Raw genomic sequence first — 19,841 nt, forward strand, 5'->3', positions numbered from 1 at the left:
CCCACCCGTACAGGTGGCCGGTTCTCGCCGAAGCGTTCTGTCAGGGGTGAAAAACCTGATGAGAAATGACGCGACCTCGTCCTACCCTCACGACGATGGCCGAGAACCGACAAGACGACGACACCGCGACCGGGCACCGCTCCACGGTCCGCTCCCTCCTGCGCCTGTGGCCCTACGCCCGAGCCGTCCGCCGCCGGTTGGCCACCTCGGTGGCCGCCGCCCTGGTCGCCATGCTGAGCGTCCTCGGCGTCCCGCTGGTCCTCGGCCGGATCGTCGACGGCCCGCTCGCCGAACACGACCTGAGCGGGCTCTGGCCGCTGATCGGCCTGCTGCTGGTCCTCGGACTGGTCGAGGCCGCGCTGTTCTACACCCGCCGGGTGGTCCTGGCCCGCCCGCTGGCCGGGCTGGAGACGGCCATGCGCGGCGACCTCTTCGCCAAGCTCCAGCGGCTGCCGATCTCCTTCCACGAGCGCTGGGGATCCGGCCAGCTGCTCTCCCGGGCCACCGCCGACATGTACACCATGCGGCTGTTTCTGGCCTTCCCGCTGGTCTTCCTGGTCGTCAACTCGGTGATGTTCCTCGCCGGCACGGCGGTGATGTTCACCCAGGACTGGCGGCTCGCCCTGATCATCCTGCTGCCCGCCGTCCCGCTGTTCGTGCTCACCCGGCGGTTCGAGGCGGGCTACTCCGGCGCCTCCCGCCGCGCCCAGGACCAGAACGGCGACCTCGCCACCGTCATCGAGGAGTCCGTCCTCGGCATCCGCATCCTCAAGGCCTTCGGCCGCCACCGCTCGATGGCCGAGCGCTTCCGCGCCCAGGCCCACGACCTGCGCCGCACCGAACTGCGCAAGGCCGGGCTGCTCGCCAACCTCTGGGCGGTCATCGTCGGCCTGCCCGAGATCGCCCTCGGCTGCGCCCTCGCCGCCGGCGCCTACCTGGTCGCCCACGACGAGCTGAGCGCCGGCACCCTGGTCGCCTTCCTCTCCACCGCGCTGGCGCTGCGCTGGCCGGTCGAGTCCCTGGGCTGGCTGCTCGCCTACGCCAACGAGGCCGCCACCGCCGCCGACCGCTTCTTCGAGGTGCTGGACGAGCCCGAGACCGCCGACCCGGGCACCGCCGACGGCCTGGGCGCCACCCCCGACGGCATCCGCTTCACCGGCGTCCGCTTCCGCTACCCCGACGCCCCCGACGACACCCCCGACCTGCTGGCCGGCATCGACCTGCACATCCGCAGCGGCGAGACGATGGCCCTGGTCGGCGCCACCGGCAGCGGCAAGACCACGCTCACCGCACTGCTCCCCCGCCTGTACGAGGCCACGGCCGGCACCATCACCCTGGACGGCCGGGACATCCGCGACCTCCCCCGGGAACGGCTGCGCGAGCTGGTCGCGGTCGCCTTCGAGGAGCCCACCCTGTTCTCCGCCACCGTCCGGGAGAACGTCCTGATGGGCGCCCCGGGCGCGGACGACCGGCAGCTGCGCGCCGCCCTGGCCACCGCCCAGGCCTCCTTCGTGGAGAAGCTCCCGGACGGCGTGGACACCGAGGTCGGCGAGCAGGGCCTGAGCCTGTCCGGCGGCCAGCGCCAGCGCCTCGCCCTGGCCCGTGCGGTGGTCGGCGACCCGGCCTTCCTGGTGCTGGACGACCCGCTCTCCGCCCTCGACGTGCACACCGAGGCCCTGGTCGAACGGGCGCTGCGCCAGGTCCTCGGTGCCACCACCGCCCTGGTGGTCGCCCACCGCCCGAGCACCGTGCTGCTCGCCGACCGGGTCGCGGTGCTCTCCGACGGCCGGATCGAGGCCGTCGGCACCCACCAGGACCTGCTGCGCGACTGCGCGCACTACCGCGAACTGATGTCGGGCGAGTCCGCCCCGATGCCCGAGGCCGCACTGGTCTCCGAGGGGGGCACCACCCGATGACCACCACCATCTCACCCGCCGGCCCCGCCGAACGGGAGACCGCCGAACCGGCCGAGGAACAGCTGCCGCCGCCCCCGGCCGACGAGGAGGACATCCCCGTCCCGCCCGGCGCCCCCCGGGCGCTGCTGCGCTCGCTGCTCGGCCCGCACCGGGCCCGGATCGGCGTCGCGATGCTGGTGATCCTCGTCCAGCAGGCGGCCCTGCAGTCCGGCCCGCTGCTGGTCGCCATCGCGATGGACCGCGGCATCCCGGCACTGCGCGAGAGCGACAGCGGCCCGCTGATCGCGGTGGTCTGCGCCTACCTGGGCTGTGCGCTGCTCAGCCTGCTGCTGCAGTGGGCGTTCATCAAGATCAGCGCCCGGGTCAACCAGGACATCCTGCTGGAGCTGCGCGGCCGGATCTTCCGGCACGCCCAGCGGCTGAGCCTGGACTTCCACGAGCGCTACACCTCGGGCCGGATCATCTCCCGCGCCACCAGCGACGTGGACGCGCTGCGCGAGCTGCTCTCCGAGGGCCTCCAGGAGCTGCTGACCGTCCTCCTGTCGGTCTGCTACATCTCGGTGCTGCTGCTGGTGCTGGACTGGCGGCTCGGCCTGGTCTCGCTGGCGTCGATCCTGCCGCTGGCGCTGATCGCCCGCTCCTTCCGCAGCCGCTCGCGCCGGGTCTACCGCCGCTCCCGCACCTCGGCCGCCTCGCTGATCGTCCGTTTCACCGAGACCATGAACGGCATCCGCCCGGTGCAGGCCTTCCGCCGGGAGAAGGCCAACGACGAGGCCTTCGGCCTGGTCAACCGGCAGTCCGCCACCGCGACGGCGGACGGCCTGCTGGAGATCGCCCGCTACGTCGGCCTCTCCCGCGTCACCGCCAACCTGTGGACCACCGGCGTGGTGCTGCTCGGCGCCTACCTGGTCGCCGACGGCACGGTCGAACTGGGCGTGCTCACCGCCTTCGTGCTCTACCTGCGCCGGCTCTACGACCCGATCGACCAGCTGGCGATGTTCCTGAACAGCTACCAGTCGGCCGCCGCCGCGCTGGAGAAGATCGCCGGCCTGCTCGCCCACGAGCCGACCGTCGCCGAGCCGGCCGCGCCCGCCGAACTGCCGCAGGCCGTCGGCAAGGGGCGCGAGGTCCGCTTCGAGGAGACCCGTTTCGCCTACCGCACCGGCAAGCAGGTGCTGCCGCCGTTCGACCTGGTGATCCCGGCCGGGCAGACGGTGGCGGTGGTCGGCGCGACCGGCGCCGGCAAGTCGACGGTCGCCAAGCTGCTGGCCCGCTTCTACGACCCGACCGACGGCCGGATCCGGCTGGACGGCGTGGACCTGCGCGACCTCGCCACCCCCGAGCTGCGGCGCGGCGTGGTGATGGTGACCCAGGAGTCCTTCCTGTTCTCCGGCACCGTCGCCGAGAACATCGCGATCGGCCGCCCCGGCGCCGGCCGCGAGGAGGTCGAGCAGGCCGCCCGGGACATCGGCGCGTACGAGTTCATCGCCGCGCTCCCGGACGGCTTCGACACCGACGTGCGCAAGCGCGGCGGCCGGATCTCCGCCGGGCAGCGCCAGCTGGTCGCCTTCGCCCGCGCCCTGCTCGCCGACCCGGCGGTGCTGATCCTCGACGAGGCGACCAGCTCGCTGGACGTCCCCGGCGAGCAGGCCGTCCAGCGGGCCATGCGCACGGTGCTGGCCGGCCGGACGGCGGTGATCATCGCGCACCGGCTCTCCACCGTGGAGATCGCCGACCGCGTCCTGGTGATGGACCAGGGCCGGATCGTCGAGGACGGCTCCCCGCAGGAGCTGATCGACGGATCCGGCCGCTTCGCCGCACTCCACCAGGCCTGGCGGGACAGCCTGGTCTAGGGTCGCCGTCCCCCGCGGCAGGGCCTCACCGCAGCACCCCCGCGTCCATCCCCGACGACTCGGCGGGCAGGGCCACCAGCCCCAGCTCCGCCGGGGAGGCCAGCCGGGGGTGGGCCGGCAGCACCCGGACGGTGTAGCCGAACGGGCCGGTCCGGCCCAGCTCCAGCGAACCCTCGTAGCGGGTCCGGCCGTCCAGGTCGGACCCGCCGACCGGCTTGAGGGCGAGCACGCAGCCGTCCGAGATGCCGTCCGTCTCGTCCACCCGGCCGGACACCGCCTGCACCTCGACGTCGCCCGGCTCCAGCGCCCCGAGCGCGACCTGCACCCGCAGCGCCAGCGAGCTGCCCAGTTCCTGCGCCTCGTCCGGACAGTCCGCCTCGACGTGCTCGACCCGGACGGCCGGCCAGGCCTCCCGGACCTTCGCCTTCCAGGCCGCCAGCTCCAGGGCGCCGTGGTGCTCCGCCGCCGCCAGCTCCCGCTGGGCCAGCGCCGCCGGGGTGTACAGCCGTTCGACGTACTCGCGGACCATCCGCCCGGCCAGCACCTTGGGGCCGAGGGTGACGAGGGTGTGCCGGACCATGGCGATCCAGCGGTGCGGCAGCCCGTCCGTGCCCCGGTCGTAGAACCGGCCGGCGACCTGGTCCTCGATCAGGTCGTACAGCGCGGCGGCCTCGATGTCGTCGCGGCGCTCGGCCTCGCTGCTCTCCGGGTCGAGCACGCCGCCGGTCTCGTCGGCGGTGGGGATCGCCCAGCCGTTCTGGCCGTCGTACCACTCGTCCCACCAGCCGTCCAGGACGGACAGGTTGAGGCAGCCGTTGAGCGCGGCCTTCATCCCGGAGGTGCCGCAGGCCTCCAGCGGGCGCAGCGGGTTGTTCAGCCAGACGTCGCAGCCCGGGTAGAGGTGCCGGGCCATCGCCATGTCGTAGTCCGGCAGGAAGACGATCCGGTGCCGGACGGCCGGGTCGTCGGCGAAGGCGACCATCTGCTGGATCAGCCGCTTGCCGCCGTCGTCGGCCGGGTGGGCCTTGCCGGCGACCACGATCTGCACCGGCCGGACGGGGTGCAGCAGCAGGGCGCGCAGCCGGTCCGGGTCGCGCAGCATCAGCGTGAGCCGCTTGTACGAGGGCACCCGGCGGGCGAAGCCGATGGTGAGCACGTCGGGGTCGAGCACCGAGGAGACCCAGCCGAGTTCGGCCTCGCCGGCGCCGCGCTGGCGCCAGGAGTCGCGCAGCCGGCGGCGGGCCTCGTCGACCAGCTGGGCGCGCAGGCTGCGGCGCAGGTCCCAGATCTCGGTGTTGCCGATCCGCTCCAGGCCGGTCCAGCGCTTGGCGTCGCCGGTGGTCATGGCGTCCTCGGCGCGGTCGGCGCCGATCTCGGCGGCGCCGAGCCGCACGACCGCCGGGTCGATCCAGGTGGCGGCGTGGACGCCGTTGGTGACGGAGGTGATCGGCACCTCGGTGGCGTCGAAGCCGGGCCAGAGCCCGTTGAACATGGAGCGGCTGACCTCGCCGTGCAGGGTGGAGACCCCGTTGGCGCGCTGGGCGAGCCGCAGGCCCATGGCGGCCATGTTGAAGAGCTTCGGGTCCCCGCCGGGCCAGGTCTCGGCGCCGAGCGCGAGCACCGGTTCGACCGGGACGCCCGGCAGGGCGGCGTCGCCGCTGAAGTGGCGGGCGACCAGCTCGCGGTCGAAGCGGTCGATGCCGGCCGGGACGGGCGTATGGGTGGTGAACAGGGTGCCGGCCCGGACGGACTCCAGGGCGGCGGCGAAGTCCAGGCCGACGCTGTCGGGGCCGGGTGAGCCGGTGGCGACCAGCTCGCGGATCCGTTCGACGCCGAGGAAGCCCGCGTGGCCCTCGTTGGTGTGGAACACCTCGGGGGCGGGGTGCCCGGTGAGCCGGCAGTAGGCGCGGACGGCGCGGACGCCGCCGACGCCGAGCAGCATCTCCTGGAGCAGCCGGTGCTCGCTGCCGCCGCCGTAGAGCCGGTCGGTGACGTCGCGCTCGGCGGGCGAGTTGGCCTCGATGTCGGAGTCGAGGAGCAGCAGCGGGACCCGTCCGACCTGGGCCTTCCAGATGTGCGCGGCCAGGGTGCGGCCGCCTGGCAGGGCGAGGTCGACCCGGCCGGGGGTGCCGTCGTCCTCCCGGAGCAGGCTGACCGCGAGTTCGTCCGGGTCGAGCAGCGGGTAGCGCTCCTGCTGCCAGCCGTCCCGGTTGAGGGACTGCCGGAAGTAGCCGTGCCGGTAGAACAGGCCGACGCCGATGATCGGGACGCCGAGGTCGCTGGCGGCCTTGAGGTGGTCGCCGGCCAGGATGCCGAGCCCGCCGGAGTACTGCGGCAGCGCGGCGGCGATGCCGTACTCGGGGGAGAAGTAGGCGATGGCGGCGGGCGGCGGGGTGGTGCCGGCCTCCTGCTGGGCCTGGTACCAGCGCGGGCCGCTGAGGTACTCGCGCAGGTCGTCGGCGAGGTCGCCGAGTCTGCGCAGGAACCGCCGGTCGGCGGCGAGGGCGGCGAGCCGGGCGGCCGGGACCTCCCCGAGCAGCCGCACCGGGTCCTCGCCGGTCGCGGCCCAGACCTCCGGGTCCACGGACCGGAAGAGGTCCCTGGTCTCGGGGTGCCAGGACCAGCGCAGGTTGAGGGCCAGCTCGTGCAGCGGCTGGAGTTGTTCGGGCAGGACGGTGCGGACGGTGAATCTGCGGATTGCCTTCACGGCGTGAAGCGTAGCCGCGATGTCCGTCATGACAGTGCGTCAAGTGGGCTATTGGGCATCCGTTCGGCCTATTGATGAGATCGCATTCGGCGCATTGGTCTGCACGGGGGGCGCGCGCGGCGCACATTTCCGGGGTCCTGCGCTACCAATGCATGAACACTGCGGAACAGGTCCATTTCCGATGGCTCATCCGCTCAGGACAAAGCCCGAAACTACTGTCGTACCGCTGCAAAAGTCTTGTCCCCGGTGCGAGGATGACTCAAGGTCGTTGATGCTGCGGGGAGTGCGGCGGCGGGTGGCGTCCGCCTTGAAGCAGCACGTCCGAATCCTTTTCGCGTTGATCGTTCCCCTTCTTCTTAGCCCATTCGGCGCTCACCTCGCACCGACGCGTGTCCTCGTACTCGGCCTGCTCGTTCACGGGTCGACCGGGTCGCCCAGGGGCGTGCCCCTGGAGGCGCGCGCCGGGACGCGCGCGGCTCCAGGGCCTCCCGTCGAGGGCTCGGCGGGCGCCGGGCAGGTTGCCGGGGACGGCGGCGCGGGCAGGCTTCCGGTCGCACGTCCTCCCCACCCAGCAGTCCTCCCGGTACTCCCCTGGCCCATCCCCGGCCCGCGGGAGCTGCCGCCGATCTCGGGCAGGAGTTTGACATGCACGGCGACACGCGGGACCAGTCCACACCGGTGGCCGACAGCCACGACGCAGCGGTCGCGGAATCCGCCGGACGGATGGATTCTGACACTCGGACGGATCCGGCGATGCCGGCGCCGCGGGCCGCCGGGGCGGTCCGCACCGAGCCGGCCGAAGCGGCCCGACAACCCGGGGCCGAGGAGGGCCGGACCGCGGCACCGCTCAGGCGCACCACCACCACGCGCCGCGCCGCCGCCACCGCGAAGGCCACCGCCGACGCCGCCGGGACCGCCGGGACCACCGCCGAGGGCACCTCCGGCGCCGCGCCGCGCAAGGCCTCCGCCCGCAAGCCCGCCGCCCGCAAGACGACAGAGAGCGACACCGTGATCGGCCGCATCCCCGTCCTGGACGTCAGCCCCCTCGTCGACTCCGGCCGCCGCCCGGCCAAGGCCGTCGTCGGCGAGACCTTCCTGGTCACCGCGACCGTGTTCCGCGAGGGCCACGACGCCGTCAACGCCAACGTGGTGCTGCGCGACCCGCGCGGCCGCGGCGGCCCGTGGACGCCGATGCGCGAGCTGGCCGAGGGCACCGACCGCTGGGGCGCGCACGTCACCCCGACCGCGTCCGGCCGCTGGTCGTACCTGGTCGAGGCGTGGAGCGACCCGGTCGCCACCTGGCGCCGGACCGCCGCCGTGAAGCTGCCGGCCGGGATCGACACCGCGCTGGTCCTGGAGGACGGCGCCCGGCTGCTGGAGCAGGCCGCGGTCGGCGTGCCGAAGAAGGAGGGCCGCGCGCACGTGCTGGCCGCCGCCGACGCGCTGCGCGACCCCGGCCTGCCGCCGCTGTCCCGGCTGGCCGCCGCACTCGCCCCCGAGGTGCTGGACCTGCTGGCCCGGTACCCGCTGCGCGAACTGCTCAGCGCCTCCCGCCCGCTGCCGCTCCAGGTGGACCGCGAGCGCGCGCTGTACGGCTCCTGGTACGAGTTCTTCCCCCGCTCGGAGGGCGCGGTGGTGGATCCGGGCGGCGTCGAGCCGCCGCGTTCGGGCACCCTGCGCACCGCCGCCGAGCGGCTGCCGGCCGTCGCCGCGATGGGCTTCGACGTGGTCTACCTGCCGCCGGTGCACCCGATCGGACGAGCCTTCCGCAAGGGGCCGGACAACGCCCTGACGGCTGGTCCGCACGACGTCGGCTCGCCCTGGGCGATCGGCTCCCCCGAGGGCGGCCACGACGCCGTCCACCCCGACCTCGGCACGATCGAGGACTTCGACCACTTCGTCGCCGAGGCCGAGGCCCTGCACCTGGAGGTGGCGCTGGACTTCGCCCTCCAGTGCTCCCCCGACCACCCGTGGGTGAACAAGCACCCGGAATGGTTCAGCCACCGCGGGGACGGCACCATCGCGTACGCCGAGAACCCGCCGAAGAAGTACCAGGACATCTATCCGATCAACTTCGACCAGGACATGGAAGGAATCGTCAAGGAAACCATCCGGATCCTCCGGTTCTGGATGTCCCACGGCGTTCGGATCTTCCGGGTCGACAACCCGCACACCAAACCGGTGGCGTTCTGGGAGAAGGTGCTCGCCGACATCGCCCGCACCGACCCGGACGTCGTCTTCCTGGCGGAGGCCTTCACCCGGCCCGCGATGATGCACACCCTGGGGAAGATCGGTTTCCACCAGTCGTACACGTACTTCACCTGGCGCACCACCAAGCCGGAACTCACCGAGTACCTCACCGAACTCACCGGTGACGCCGCCGCCTACATGCGGCCCAACTTCTTCGCCAACACCCCGGACATCCTGCACGACTACCTCCAGCACGGCGGCCGCGCCGCGTTCGCGATCCGCGCCGTGCTCGCCGCCACCCTCGCCCCCAGCTACGGCGTCTACGCCGGCTTCGAGCTGTACGAGGACGAGCCGGCCCACCCCGGCTCCGAGGAGTACCTGCACTCGGAGAAGTACGAGCTGCGCCCCCGCGACTGGACCCGCACCGACTCCCTCGCCCCGCTGCTCACCGTGCTGAACCGGCTGCGCCGGCGCCACCCGGCCCTCCAGCAGCTGCGCAACCTGCGCTTCCACCCCACGGACAACGACCAGGTGCTCGCCTACTCCAAGACCGCGACCACCCCCGAGGGCCTCACCGACCAGGTCGTCACCGTGGTCAACCTCGACCCGCACCACGTCCAGGAGGCCACCGTCACCCTCGACGGCGACGGCCCGTACGCAGTGCACGACGAGCTCACCGGCGCCGTCTACACCTGGGGCCGGCACAACTACGTCCGGCTCGATCCCTCAGCCGAGCCGGCTCACCTCCTCACGGTTCGGAGGAACCCAGCGTGACTGTGAACGAGCCCGTCCCCGACACCTTCCCGGAGACCTCGAAGAAGAACCTGGACCCGGAGTGGTTCAAGCGTGCGGTCTTCTACGAGGTGCTGGTGCGGTCCTTCCAGGACAGCAACGGCGACGGGGTCGGGGACCTGAAGGGGCTCACCACCAAACTCGACTACCTGCAGTGGCTCGGGGTCGACTGCCTCTGGCTCCCGCCGTTCTTCGCCTCGCCGCTGCGCGACGGCGGGTACGACGTGGCCGACTACAAGTCGGTGCTGCCGGAGTTCGGCGACCTCGCCGACTTCATGGAGTTCGTCGACGCCGCGCACGCCCGCGGCATGCGCGTGATCATCGACTTCGTCATGAACCACACCAGCGACCAGCACCCGTGGTTCCAGGCCTCCCGGACGGACCCGGACGGCCCGTACGGCGACTTCTACATGTGGGCCGACGACGACAAGCAGTACCCGGACGCCCGGATCATCTTCGTCGACACCGAGACCTCCAACTGGACCTACGACCCGGTCCGCAAGCAGTACTTCTGGCACCGGTTCTTCTCCCACCAGCCGGACCTCAACTACGACAACCCCCGCGTCCAGCAGGAGATGATCGCCGGACTGCGGTTCTGGCTCGACCTCGGCATCGACGGCTTCCGGCTGGACGCGGTGCCGTACCTGTTCGCCCGCGAGGGCACCAACTGCGAGAACCTGCCGGAGACCCACGAGTTCCTCCAGCGGGTCCGCAAGGAGATCGACGCCGACTACCCCGACACCGTGCTGCTGGCCGAGGCCAACCAGTGGCCCGAGGACGTCGTCGACTACTTCGGCGACTTCACCGCGGGCGGCGACGAGTGCCACATGGCGTTCCACTTCCCGGTGATGCCCCGGATCTTCATGGCCGTGCGGCGGGAGTCCCGCTACCCGGTGTCGGAGATCCTCAGCAAGACCCCGCAGATCCCCGGCGGCTGCCAGTGGGGCATCTTCCTGCGCAACCACGACGAGCTGACCCTGGAGATGGTCACCGACGAGGAGCGCGACTACATGTACGCGGAGTACGCCAAGGACCCCCGGATGCGCGCCAACGTGGGTATCCGCCGCCGGCTCGCCCCGCTGCTGGAGAACGACCGCAACCAGATCGAGCTGTTCACCGCCCTGCTGTTCTCGCTGCCCGGCTCGCCGGTCCTCTACTACGGGGACGAGATCGGCATGGGCGACAACATCTGGCTGGGCGACCGGGACGGCGTGCGCACGCCGATGCAGTGGACCCCGGACCGCAACGCGGGTTTCTCCTCCGCCGACCCGGGCAGGCTCAGTCTGCCGCCCATCATGGACCCGGTGTACGGCTACCAGGTGACCAACGTCGAGGCACAGCAGAGCAGTTCGAGCTCGCTGCTGCACTGGACGCGTCGCATGATCGAGATCCGCAAGCTCAATCCGGCGTTCGGCCTCGGCACGTACACCGAACTGCCCTCCAGCAACCCCGCCGTGCTGGCCTTCGTGCGCGAACACGAGGGGGACCTGGTCATGTGCGTGAACAACTTCTCGCGGTTCGCGCAGCCGACCGAGCTGGACCTGCGGCAGTACGGCGGACGGTACCCGGTCGAGCTGATCGGCGGGGTGCGCTTCCCCTCCATCGGCGAGTGGCCCTACCTGCTCACGCTGGCCGGCCACGGCTTCTACTGGTTCCAGCTCCGGCAGCCACCGCGGCTGAGCGGGACCAGGCGCTCGAAGTAACGATCCGCCACACCCTGCCACACAGCACCACCAGACCCTCCGGGGGCGCGAGTTGAACCCCTGCGCCCCCGGAGTTCTCTGCACCGCCGCGTACGGAGAACAGCCCAACGGCCACCCACACGAAGGCGTGACACCTGAGCCCCGCTCGCGTGCCGCCGCCGCCGCGCCGCCGAAATCCGGAAGACTGACGGACCCGGCCAGACCCGTCGGGCAGTCCGCCCGCTTCCGGGGAAAGGGAGTCATGTCCGAAACCTCCCGTTCTCAAGCCCATGTGCAGCAGGATGCCCCCGCCGACCCCGCCACACCGGCGGGCGCGCGGAGCACCGGGGCCCGGAGAGCCGCCCTGGGGGTCAGCGAACTCGTCCAGGCCGCGCTGCCGCTGATCGCCGAGTGGCTCCCCACCCAGCGGTGGTACGCCGGAAAGGGACGGCCCATCACCGGCCTCACCCCGATGGTCGGAACCCCGCTCCAGGTCGGCGACCCCGCCCTGCTGCACCTGCTGCTGCGGGTCGAGCACGCCACCACGGTCGGCGCCCCGCACGGCGACATCTACCAACTCCTGCTCGGCATCCGCTCGGACGGGCACGCGGACATCGAGCCCAGCGCCGTGCTCGGCCGGCTCAGCCAGGGCCCGTACGACGGCGCGGCGCTCTACGACGCCGTCCACGACCCCGAACTCACCGGGCGGCTGCTGGAACACCTCGCCACCGGCGACCGGTTCGGCTCGCTGTCCTTCCGCCGCACCCCCGGCTCCGGGCTCCCCGCCAACCTCCCCGGCCGCGCCTCCACCGCCGAGCAGTCCAACAGCTCGGTCATCTACGGCACCTCGTACATCCTCAAGCTGTTCCGCCGCATCCACCCCGGCACCAACCCCGACCTCGAACTCTCCCTCGCCCTCTCCCGGGCCGGCTCCACCCGGATCCCCCGGGTCGCCGCCTGGTTCGAGAGCCGGCTGGAACGCGCCGAACCCGCCACCCTCGGGCTGCTCCAGCGCTACCTGCCGGACGCCGAGGACGGCTGGGAGCTCGCCCTCGACCAGGTCGGCCGACTCAAGGGCGACCCCTCCCCCGGCAACTTCGCCATCGAGGCCCACCGGCTCGGCCGGGCCACCGCCGAAGTCCACCGGGTCCTGGCCCGCTCGATGCCGGTCGCCCGGCTCGACCGCGCCCAGACCAGCCGGCTCGCCACCACCATGGCCGACCGGCTGGACAGCGCCGTCGCCGCCGTCCCCGGCCTGCTGCGCTACCGGGCCGCACTGCGCACCGCCTTCCAGCAACTCGCCGACGCCCACCCCGACGGCCTGCCCGTCCAGCGCATCCACGGCGACCTGCACCTCGGACAGGCCATGCGCACCCCGCACGGCTGGGTGCTGCTGGACTTCGAGGGCGAACCCGCCAAATCCGTCAACGAACGCCGCGAACCGCAGCCCGCGCTGCGCGACGTCGCCGCGATGCTCCGCTCCTTCGACTACGCGGCCGCCCACCTGCTGGCCGGCGGCCCAGTCGACCCGGAACTCGCCCACCTCGCCGCCGCCTGGGCCCAGCGCAACCGCACCGCCTTCTGCGCCGGCTACACCGCCGGCGGCGGCGCCGACCCGGCGGCCTCACCGGAGCTGATGCGGGCCCTGGAGATCGACAAGGCGGTGTACGAGGTCGTGTACGAGGCCCGGCACCGGCCGAGCTGGCTGCCGATCCCGCTCGCCGCGATCAACCGGCTCGCCCTCACCGTCTGACCGCCCCGGCCCCGCCCGCACCCCCCTGCCCTGCCCGCATCCCCTGCCCCACCCGCACCCCCGGTTCCGCCGCCCTGGAGTTAGCCCACCCCCCGTCGCAGGAGGACCCAGCCGTGACGCCGCTCGACCCGCCCGGCCGCACCACCCGCCCCGTCCCGGCCACCTTCCTGGCCGGCCCGGACTCGCCCCGGCCCGAGCCCGTCCCGGCCGAGGAGTCCGCGCCGGCCGGCAAACCCGTGCCGGCCTCGGAGTCCACACCGGTCACGGCTCCGCCCACCGCCTCGCTGCGCCTGCCCGAGGCGCCGCTGCCGCCGTCCGAGGTGGACCGGCTGGTCGGCGGGCAGCACCACGACCCGCACGCCCTGCTCGGCGCGCACCCGGTGCACGGCGGCACCGCGATCCGGGTGCTGCGCCCGTTCGCCGAGCGGGTGGTCGTCGAGACCACCCAGGGCCCGGCCGAACTCACCCATCAGCAGGGCGGGTTGTTCACCGGGCTGGTGGCCGGCGCCGACACCGTGGACTACCGGCTGCTGGTGACCTACCCCGGCGGCGAGCCGCTGGCCCAGCACGACGGCTACCGCACCCCGCCCACCCTCGGCGAACTCGACCTGCACCTGATCTCCGAAGGCCGGCACGAGCAGCTGTGGCAGGCCCTCGGCTCGCACGTGCGCACCGTCGACGGCGTCGTCGGCACCGCCTTCGCGGTCTGGGCGCCGAACGCCGTCGGCGTCCGGCTGATCGGCGACTTCAACCACTGGGACGGCACCGGGCACCCGATGCGCTCGCTCGGCTCGTCCGGCATCTGGGAGCTCTTCGTCCCGGGCCTCGCCGAGGGCGCCGCGTACAAGTACGAGATCCACACCCGGCAGGGCTGGGTGCTCGACAAGGCCGACCCGCTCGCCCGGGCCGCCCAGTGCCCGCCCGCCACCGCCTCGGTGGTCACCTCCTCCGAGTACCGCTGGCAGGACGGCGAGTGGATGGCCCGCCGGGCCCGCGCCGCGCACCACCGGGCGCCGATGTCCGTCTACGAGCTGCACCTGGCCTCCTGGCGGCCCGACCTCACCAGCTACCGCGCCATCGCCGAGGAACTGCCGCGCTACCTCAAGGAGTTGAACTTCACCCACGTGGAGTTCATGCCGGTCATGGAGCACCCCTTCGGCGGCTCCTGGGGCTACCAGGTGTCCGGCTACTACGCCCCCACCGCCCGGCTCGGCAGCCCCGACGACTTCCGCCACCTGGTCGACACCCTGCACCGGCACGGCATCGGCGTGATCGTCGACTGGGTGCCCGCCCACTTCCCCAAGGACGCCTTCGCGCTCGCCCGCTTCGACGGCGAGCCGCTGTACGAGCCGGCCGACCCGCTGCGCGCCGAGCACCCCGACTGGGGAACCCTGGAGTTCGACTACGGCCGCACGGAGGTGCGCAACTTCCTCGTCGCCAACGCGGTCTACTGGTGCGAGGAGTTCCACATCGACGGCCTGCGGGTGGACGCCGTCGCCTCGATGCTCTACCTCGACTACTCCCGCGAGGGCGGCGCCTGGACACCCAACCAGCACGGCGGCCGGGAGAACCCGGACGCGGCCGCGTTCCTGCAGGAGATGAACGCCACCGTCTACCGGCGCTGCCCCGGCGTGGTCACCATCGCCGAGGAGTCCACCGCCTGGGACGGCGTCACCCGCCCCACCGACGCCGGCGGCCTCGGCTTCGGGCTCAAGTGGAACATGGGCTGGATGCACGACTCGCTGGTCTACATGTCCAAGGAGCCGGTGCACCGCAAGTTCCACCACAACGAGATCACCTTCTCGATGGTGTACGCCTACTCGGAGAACTACGTCCTGCCGATCTCGCACGACGAGGTGGTGCACGGCAAGCAGGCGCTGGTCTCCAAGATGCCCGGCGACTGGTGGCAGCAGCGCGCCAACCACCGCGCCTACCTGGGCTTCATGTGGTCCCACCCGGGCAAGCAACTGCTCTTCATGGGACAGGAGTTCGCCCAGGGCGCGGAATGGGACCACGAGCAGGGCCCGCAGTGGTGGGTGCTCGACGAGCAGTGGCCCGCCCACCAGGACCACCACGGCGTCCGCCGGCTGGTCCGCGACCTCAACCGGCACTACCTGGACACCCCCGCCCTCTGGGAACGGGACACCACCCCGGACGGCTTCCGCTGGCTCGACGGCGGCGCCGCCGAGGACAACCTGCTCTCCTTCGTCCGGTACGCGGCCGACGGCTCGCCGCTGGTCGCGGTCTGCAACTTCTCCCCCGTCGTCAGGCACGGCCACCGGGTCGGCCTGCCCGACCTGGACGGCCGCGACCAGCTGTGGGAGGAACTGCTCAACACCGACGCCGAGGCCTACGGCGGCGGCGGCATCGGCAACTCCCACCCGGTCAAGGCCGAACCGACCCCCTGGCACGACCAGCCCCGCTCCGCCGAACTGGTCCTCCCCCCGCTCGCCACCCTCTGGCTCCGCCCGGCCCGCTGAGGGCCTGAGCACCTGAGCACCTGAGGGCCTGAGGGCCTGAGCGTCTGAGGGCCTGAGCGTCTGAGGGCCTGAGCGTCTGAGGGCCTGAGCGTCTGAGGGCCTGCCCGGCCGGGCAGGCCCTCAGCTCGGTGCCGACACCGGGAAGCCGAGGTCCTCCGCGGCCCTGCCCAGCTCGCGGTCGTAGGTGATGAACTCGGTCAGCTCCGTGCGGAACGGGTCCGCGCTGGCCAGGTGCAACGCGTCCAGCGAGCCGAGGCGCGGAGTGCGGTAGGAGAGCGCCCGGGCGAGCACCGCGCTGCTGAGGTCGACCTGGTGGCTGCCCCGGAGCGCCTGGTCCACGTAGTAGGGGACCTGCTGGTGGGCCAGGCCCGCGCGGAGCAGGGTGCGGGTGATCTCCAGCCGGGCCAGCGCGCTGGTGATCAGCTCGGTCCCGGCGGGCAGCGCCTGCCGCCACGCCCGCAGTGCGGCCGTCTCCGGCTCCGGCTTGATGCACTTCAGCAGCGCACAGGAGTCGAGGTAGATCAACGGTTCCGCTCCCGTTCGCGGTCTTCCACCAGCAGGTCCGAGAGGCTGCTGATGTCCGGCAGCAGGTCGAGGGCCAGCTCGGGCATGCCCTCCTCGGCGGGCGGGGTGACCTCGCCGGCCGCGATCATGCGTTCGAGGGTCGTCGCCGGGGGTTCCTCCGGCACCAGTCTCAGCACGGGCCGCCCGCGGTCGGTGACGACGATCGTCGCGCCGGCCCGGACCCGCGCGACCGCCTTGGACGGGTTCTGGTTGAGCTCACGCAGTCCCATGGTCTCCATGCCTTCCAATGTAACTACATCATGTAGGTACATCAAGGGCGGGCCGCGGCGCAAACCCCGAGCCCAGGACGTTCAGCCCTTGCCCCCGCCGGGCCGCTCTGCTCGCGGACGCCCGTTCGTGGTGCGAAGGTATGGTCGATATGGCCATATTCCGAGACGACGGGACGGAGACACCCACGTGGCGCGCAGCGTGTACGTGACCGGTATCGACCGGGGGGACGGCCGGCAGGCGGTCGAACTCGGGGTCATGGAACTGCTCACCCGCCAGGTGGACCGGGTCGGGGTGTTCCGGCCGCTGGTGCACGCGCACGCGGGGGCGCCTGCCGGCCGCCAGGCCGGGGGCGAGCCGGGCTCGGACCACGTGGTGGAGCTGCTGCGCGGCCGGTACCGGATCGACCTGCCGAGTTCCGAGCTGTACGGGCTCAGCTACGAGGAGGCCGCCGCGCTGCAGGCCGCCCGCGGGCAGGACGAGCTGGTCTCCACCCTGGTCGACCGCTTCCGCGCGCTGGAGCGGCGCTGCCAGGCGGTGCTGGTGCTCGGCACCGACTTCGCCGACACCAACATCCCGGACGAACTGGCCTTCAACGCCCGGCTGGCCAACGAGTTCGGCGCCGCCGTGCTGCCGGTGGTCGGCGGGCACGCCGAGGACCCGGAGGCCGTCATCGCCGAGGTCCGCAACGCCCACCGGGCGTTCACCGACCTGGGCTGCGAGACCCTGGCGATGATCGCCAACCGGGTCTCCCCGGGCGCCAAGCAGCGGATCCAGCGCAAGCTCACCGAGAAGCTGCCGATCCCCGCCTACGTCATCCCGGAGGAGCCGGCGCTGGCCGCGCCGACCGTCGCCCAGCTGGTCGAGACGACCGGCGCCGAGGTCCTGCTCGGGGACGCCGCCGGCCTGGCCCGGGACGTCCGCGGCTTCGTCTTCGGCGGCGCCATGCTGCCCACCTTCCTGGACGCCCTGACCGAGGGCGCCCTGGTCGTCACCCCCGGGGACCGCGCCGACCTGGTGATCGGCTCGCTGGCCGCGCACGCCGCCGGCGCCCCGCCGATCGCCGGCGTGCTGCTGACGCTCGGCCAGCACCCCGGCCCGAACGTGATGGCGCTGGCCGCCCGGCTCGCCCCCGGCACCCCGGTCGCGGTCGTCCCGGAGGGCAGCTGGCCGACCGCCGCGACCCTCACCCACCTGGAGGGCAAGCTCACCGCGGCCAGTCCGCGGAAGGCCGAGATCGCCCTCGGACTGTTCGAACTGCACGTCGACACGGCCGAGTTGACCAACCTGATCGAGGTCGGCCGGTCCGAACGCGTCACCCCGATGATGTTCGAGCACGAGCTGCTGGAGCGGGCCCGGGCGAGCCGGCGGCACGTCGTCCTGCCGGAGGGCACCGAGGAGCGGGTGCTGCGCGCGGCCGAGATCCTGCTGCGCCGCAACATCTGCGACCTCACCCTGCTCGGCGAGGCCGACGCGGTGCGCCGCAAGGCCGCGGGCCTCGGCATCGACCTCCCGCAGGAACAGCCGGGCGGCGACCGCGCCCAGGTCCGGATCGTCGACCCGACCACCAGCCCGCTGCGCCGCCAGTTCGCCGAGCTGTACGCCCGGCTGCGCGCCCACAAGGGGATGACCGTCGAGCTGGCGCTGGACGTGGTCACCGACGTCTCGTACTTCGGCACCCTGATGGTCCAGGAGGGCATCGCGGACGGCATGGTCTCCGGCGCGGTGCACTCCACCGCCGCGACCATCCGGCCCGCCTTCGAGGTGATCAAGACCTCGCCGGGCGCGGCCATCGTGTCGAGCGTCTTCTTCATGTGCCTGGCCGACAAGGTGCTGGTGTACGGCGACTGCGCGGTCAACCCCGACCCGGACGCCCAGCAGCTGGCCGACATCGCGATCCAGTCCGCCGCCACCGCCGCCCAGTTCGGGGTGGAGCCGCGGGTCGCGATGCTCTCGTACTCGACCGGCACCTCCGGCTCCGGCGCGGACGTCGACAAGGTCCGCAAGGCCACCGAGCTGGTCCGCGAGCTGCGGCCGGACATCCTGGTCGAGGGCCCGATCCAGTACGACGCGGCGGTGGACGCCCACGTCGCGGCCACCAAGCTGCCGGGCTCCGCGGTGGCGGGCCGGGCGACCGTGCTGATCTTCCCGGACCTCAACACCGGCAACAACACCTACAAGGCGGTCCAGCGCTCGGCGGGCGCGGTGGCGGTCGGCCCCGTCCTCCAGGGCCTGCGCAAGCCCGTCAACGACCTCTCGCGCGGCGCGCTGGTCCAGGACATCGTCAACACCGTCGCGATCACCGCCATCCAGGCCCAGGACGAGAAGGAGCCGAAGGCATGAGTGGGCGCAGCGAGCGAATCATCAAGAGGTGCGCGTTTCGCGAAGCGACCGCCGAGCGCAGCGAGGTGGCCGCATGAGCGATGGAACGCGCGTTCTCGTGCTGAACGCCGGCTCCTCGTCGGTGAAGTACCAGCTGATCGACATGCTGGACGGTGCCCGGCTGGCCTCCGGCCTGGTGGAGCGGATCGGCGAGCCCGGCGGGCGGCTGGTGCACACCCCGCACGCGGGCGGGCCGCGCGAGCTGCCGCAGCTCTTCCCGGACCACTCCGCCGCCCTGAAGGCCGTCGCCGAGGAGCTGGCCGCCGACGGCCTCGGACTGGACTCCCCCGAGCTGGCCGCGATCGGCCACCGGGTGGTGCACGGCGGCAAGCGGTTCACCGAGCCGACCGTGGTCACCGACGACGTGCTCAAGGAGATCCGCCGGCTGATCCCGGTCGCGCCGCTGCACAACCCGGCCAACATCACCGGCATCGAGGTGGCCCGCGCGCTGCGCCCGGACCTCCCCCAGGTGGCCGTCTTCGACACCGCCTTCCACGCCTCGATGCCGGAGTTCTCGGCCCGGTACGCGATCGACAAGGCCGTGGCCGACGAGCACCGGGTGCGCCGCTACGGCTTCCACGGCACCTCGCACCAGTACGTCTCTCGGGCCACCGCCCGGCTGCTCGGCAAGGACCCGGCCGAGGTGAACGTGATCGTGCTGCACCTGGGCAACGGCGCCTCCGCCTCGGCGGTCGCCGGCGGTCGCTGCCTGGACACCTCGATGGGCCTGACCCCGCTGGAGGGCCTGGTCATGGGCACCCGTTCGGGCGACATCGACGCCGGTGTGGTGTTCCACCTGCACCGGGTGGGCGGGCTGTCGATCGACGAGATCGACGACCTGCTCAACCGCCGCAGCGGTCTGCGCGGCCTGTGCGGCGACAACGACATGCGCGAGATCATGCGCCGGGCCGAGGCCGGGGACGCCGACGCGAAGCTCGCCTTCGACGCGTACATCCACCGGCTGCGCAAGTACATCGGCGGCTACTACGCCGTGCTCGGCCGGGTGGACGCGATCGCGTTCACCGCGGGCGTCGGGGAGAACGCGGCGCCGGTGCGCGCGGCGGCCACCGCCGGGCTGGACGAACTGGGCATCGCGGTCGACCCCGAGCTGAACTCGGTGCGCTCCGGCGAGGCCCGGATCATCTCGCCCGCGTACGCCCGGGTGGCGGTCGCCGTGGTGCCCACCGACGAGGAACTGGAGATCGCCCGACAGGCCTTCGCCCTGGTCCACCGGCCGTCCGGGGACTGACCGGACGCCGTCTCGCCCCTCGGGATCCTTCGTTGGCGATTCCTC

At 72.7% G+C, this 19,841-nt stretch carries 11 protein-coding genes; 8 read left to right on the forward strand and 3 right to left on the reverse strand.

The window, feature by feature from the left end:
- Window positions 1–95: 95 nt before the first annotated feature.
- Together ACFWPT_RS25005 and ACFWPT_RS25010 are read left to right on the forward strand one after the other, a co-directional pair.
- A complete protein-coding gene (locus ACFWPT_RS25005) occupies window positions 96–1,916 on the forward strand; it encodes an ABC transporter ATP-binding protein (RefSeq protein WP_380484378.1) in 1,821 nt (606 codons plus the stop codon).
- Entirely contained in the window at window positions 1,913–3,769 is a 1,857-nt protein-coding gene (locus tag ACFWPT_RS25010) for an ABC transporter ATP-binding protein (RefSeq protein WP_380379093.1), read from the forward strand. The genes ACFWPT_RS25005 and ACFWPT_RS25010 overlap by 4 nt, the downstream gene beginning before the upstream one ends.
- Window positions 3,770–3,794: 25 nt before the next feature.
- Here the strand turns inward: ACFWPT_RS25010 and glgP are convergent, their stop codons facing one another.
- Window positions 3,795–6,476, reverse strand: a complete 2,682-nt coding sequence (gene glgP / locus ACFWPT_RS25015; protein ID WP_380484380.1) for an alpha-glucan family phosphorylase — start codon at window positions 6,474–6,476, stop codon at window positions 3,795–3,797.
- Window positions 6,477–7,484: 1,008 nt separating this feature from the next.
- Here glgP and ACFWPT_RS25020 point away from each other — a divergent pair.
- The 4 genes from ACFWPT_RS25020 to glgB all read left to right on the forward strand — a co-directional run bounded on the left by ACFWPT_RS25020 (window position 7,485) and on the right by glgB (window position 15,373).
- Complete coding sequence (locus ACFWPT_RS25020; RefSeq protein ID WP_063351131.1) at window positions 7,485–9,440, forward strand: alpha-1,4-glucan--maltose-1-phosphate maltosyltransferase; 1,956 nt, start codon at window positions 7,485–7,487, stop codon at window positions 9,438–9,440.
- A complete protein-coding gene (treS, locus tag ACFWPT_RS25025; RefSeq protein WP_063347760.1) occupies window positions 9,437–11,161 on the forward strand; it encodes a maltose alpha-D-glucosyltransferase in 1,725 nt (574 codons plus the stop codon). The genes ACFWPT_RS25020 and treS overlap by 4 nt, the downstream gene beginning before the upstream one ends.
- 241 nt (window positions 11,162–11,402) lie before the next feature.
- Window positions 11,403–12,893 (forward strand): phosphotransferase, encoded by a 1,491-nt coding sequence (locus tag ACFWPT_RS25030; protein ID WP_380484382.1) that lies wholly within the window; start codon window positions 11,403–11,405, stop codon window positions 12,891–12,893.
- Window positions 12,894–13,006: 113 nt separating this feature from the next.
- On the forward strand, window positions 13,007–15,373 hold the full coding sequence (gene glgB / locus ACFWPT_RS25035) for a 1,4-alpha-glucan branching enzyme (protein ID WP_380484384.1): 2,367 nt from the start codon (window positions 13,007–13,009) through the stop codon (window positions 15,371–15,373).
- 120 nt (window positions 15,374–15,493) lie between these two features.
- Here glgB and ACFWPT_RS25040 read toward each other — a convergent pair whose 3' ends face one another.
- Both ACFWPT_RS25040 and ACFWPT_RS25045 read right to left on the reverse strand, forming a co-directional pair.
- Entirely contained in the window at window positions 15,494–15,898 is a 405-nt protein-coding gene (locus ACFWPT_RS25040; protein WP_380484386.1) for a type II toxin-antitoxin system VapC family toxin, read from the reverse strand.
- Window positions 15,895–16,176: a type II toxin-antitoxin system Phd/YefM family antitoxin gene (locus ACFWPT_RS25045; RefSeq protein WP_380380824.1), complete on the reverse strand. Its 282-nt coding sequence runs from the start codon at window positions 16,174–16,176 to the stop codon at window positions 15,895–15,897. The genes ACFWPT_RS25040 and ACFWPT_RS25045 overlap by 4 nt, the downstream gene beginning before the upstream one ends.
- A 178-nt stretch (window positions 16,177–16,354) precedes the next feature.
- Between ACFWPT_RS25045 and pta the strand changes: the two genes are divergently transcribed.
- Together pta and ACFWPT_RS25055 are read left to right on the forward strand one after the other, a co-directional pair.
- Entirely contained in the window at window positions 16,355–18,508 is a 2,154-nt protein-coding gene (gene pta, locus ACFWPT_RS25050; RefSeq protein WP_380484388.1) for a phosphate acetyltransferase, read from the forward strand.
- A gap of 73 nt (window positions 18,509–18,581) precedes the next feature.
- Window positions 18,582–19,796 carry an acetate kinase gene (locus ACFWPT_RS25055; protein WP_380380820.1) on the forward strand — a complete coding sequence of 405 codons (1,215 nt, stop codon included), beginning with the start codon at window positions 18,582–18,584 and terminating at the stop codon, window positions 19,794–19,796.
- The last annotated feature ends 45 nt before the right edge of the window (window positions 19,797–19,841 follow it).

The sequence above is a fragment of the Kitasatospora sp. NPDC058478 genome, from assembly GCF_042720345.1.
Lineage (GTDB): Bacteria > Actinomycetota > Actinomycetes > Streptomycetales > Streptomycetaceae > Kitasatospora.

Bases quoted from the DNA above. Each gene is read 5' to 3' on its own strand.
- ACFWPT_RS25005 (WP_380484378.1), top strand. From the start codon at position 96: ATGGCCGAGAACCGACAAGACGACGACACCGCGACCGGGCACCGCTCC.
- ACFWPT_RS25010 (WP_380379093.1), top strand. From the start codon at position 1,913: ATGACCACCACCATCTCACCCGCCGGCCCCGCCGAACGGGAGACCGCC.
- ACFWPT_RS25030 (WP_380484382.1), top strand. From the start codon at position 11,403: ATGTCCGAAACCTCCCGTTCTCAAGCCCATGTGCAGCAGGATGCCCCC.
- ACFWPT_RS25045 (WP_380380824.1), bottom strand. From the start codon at position 16,176: ATGGAGACCATGGGACTGCGTGAGCTCAACCAGAACCCGTCCAAGGCG.
- ACFWPT_RS25055 (WP_380380820.1), top strand. From the start codon at position 18,582: ATGAGCGATGGAACGCGCGTTCTCGTGCTGAACGCCGGCTCCTCGTCG.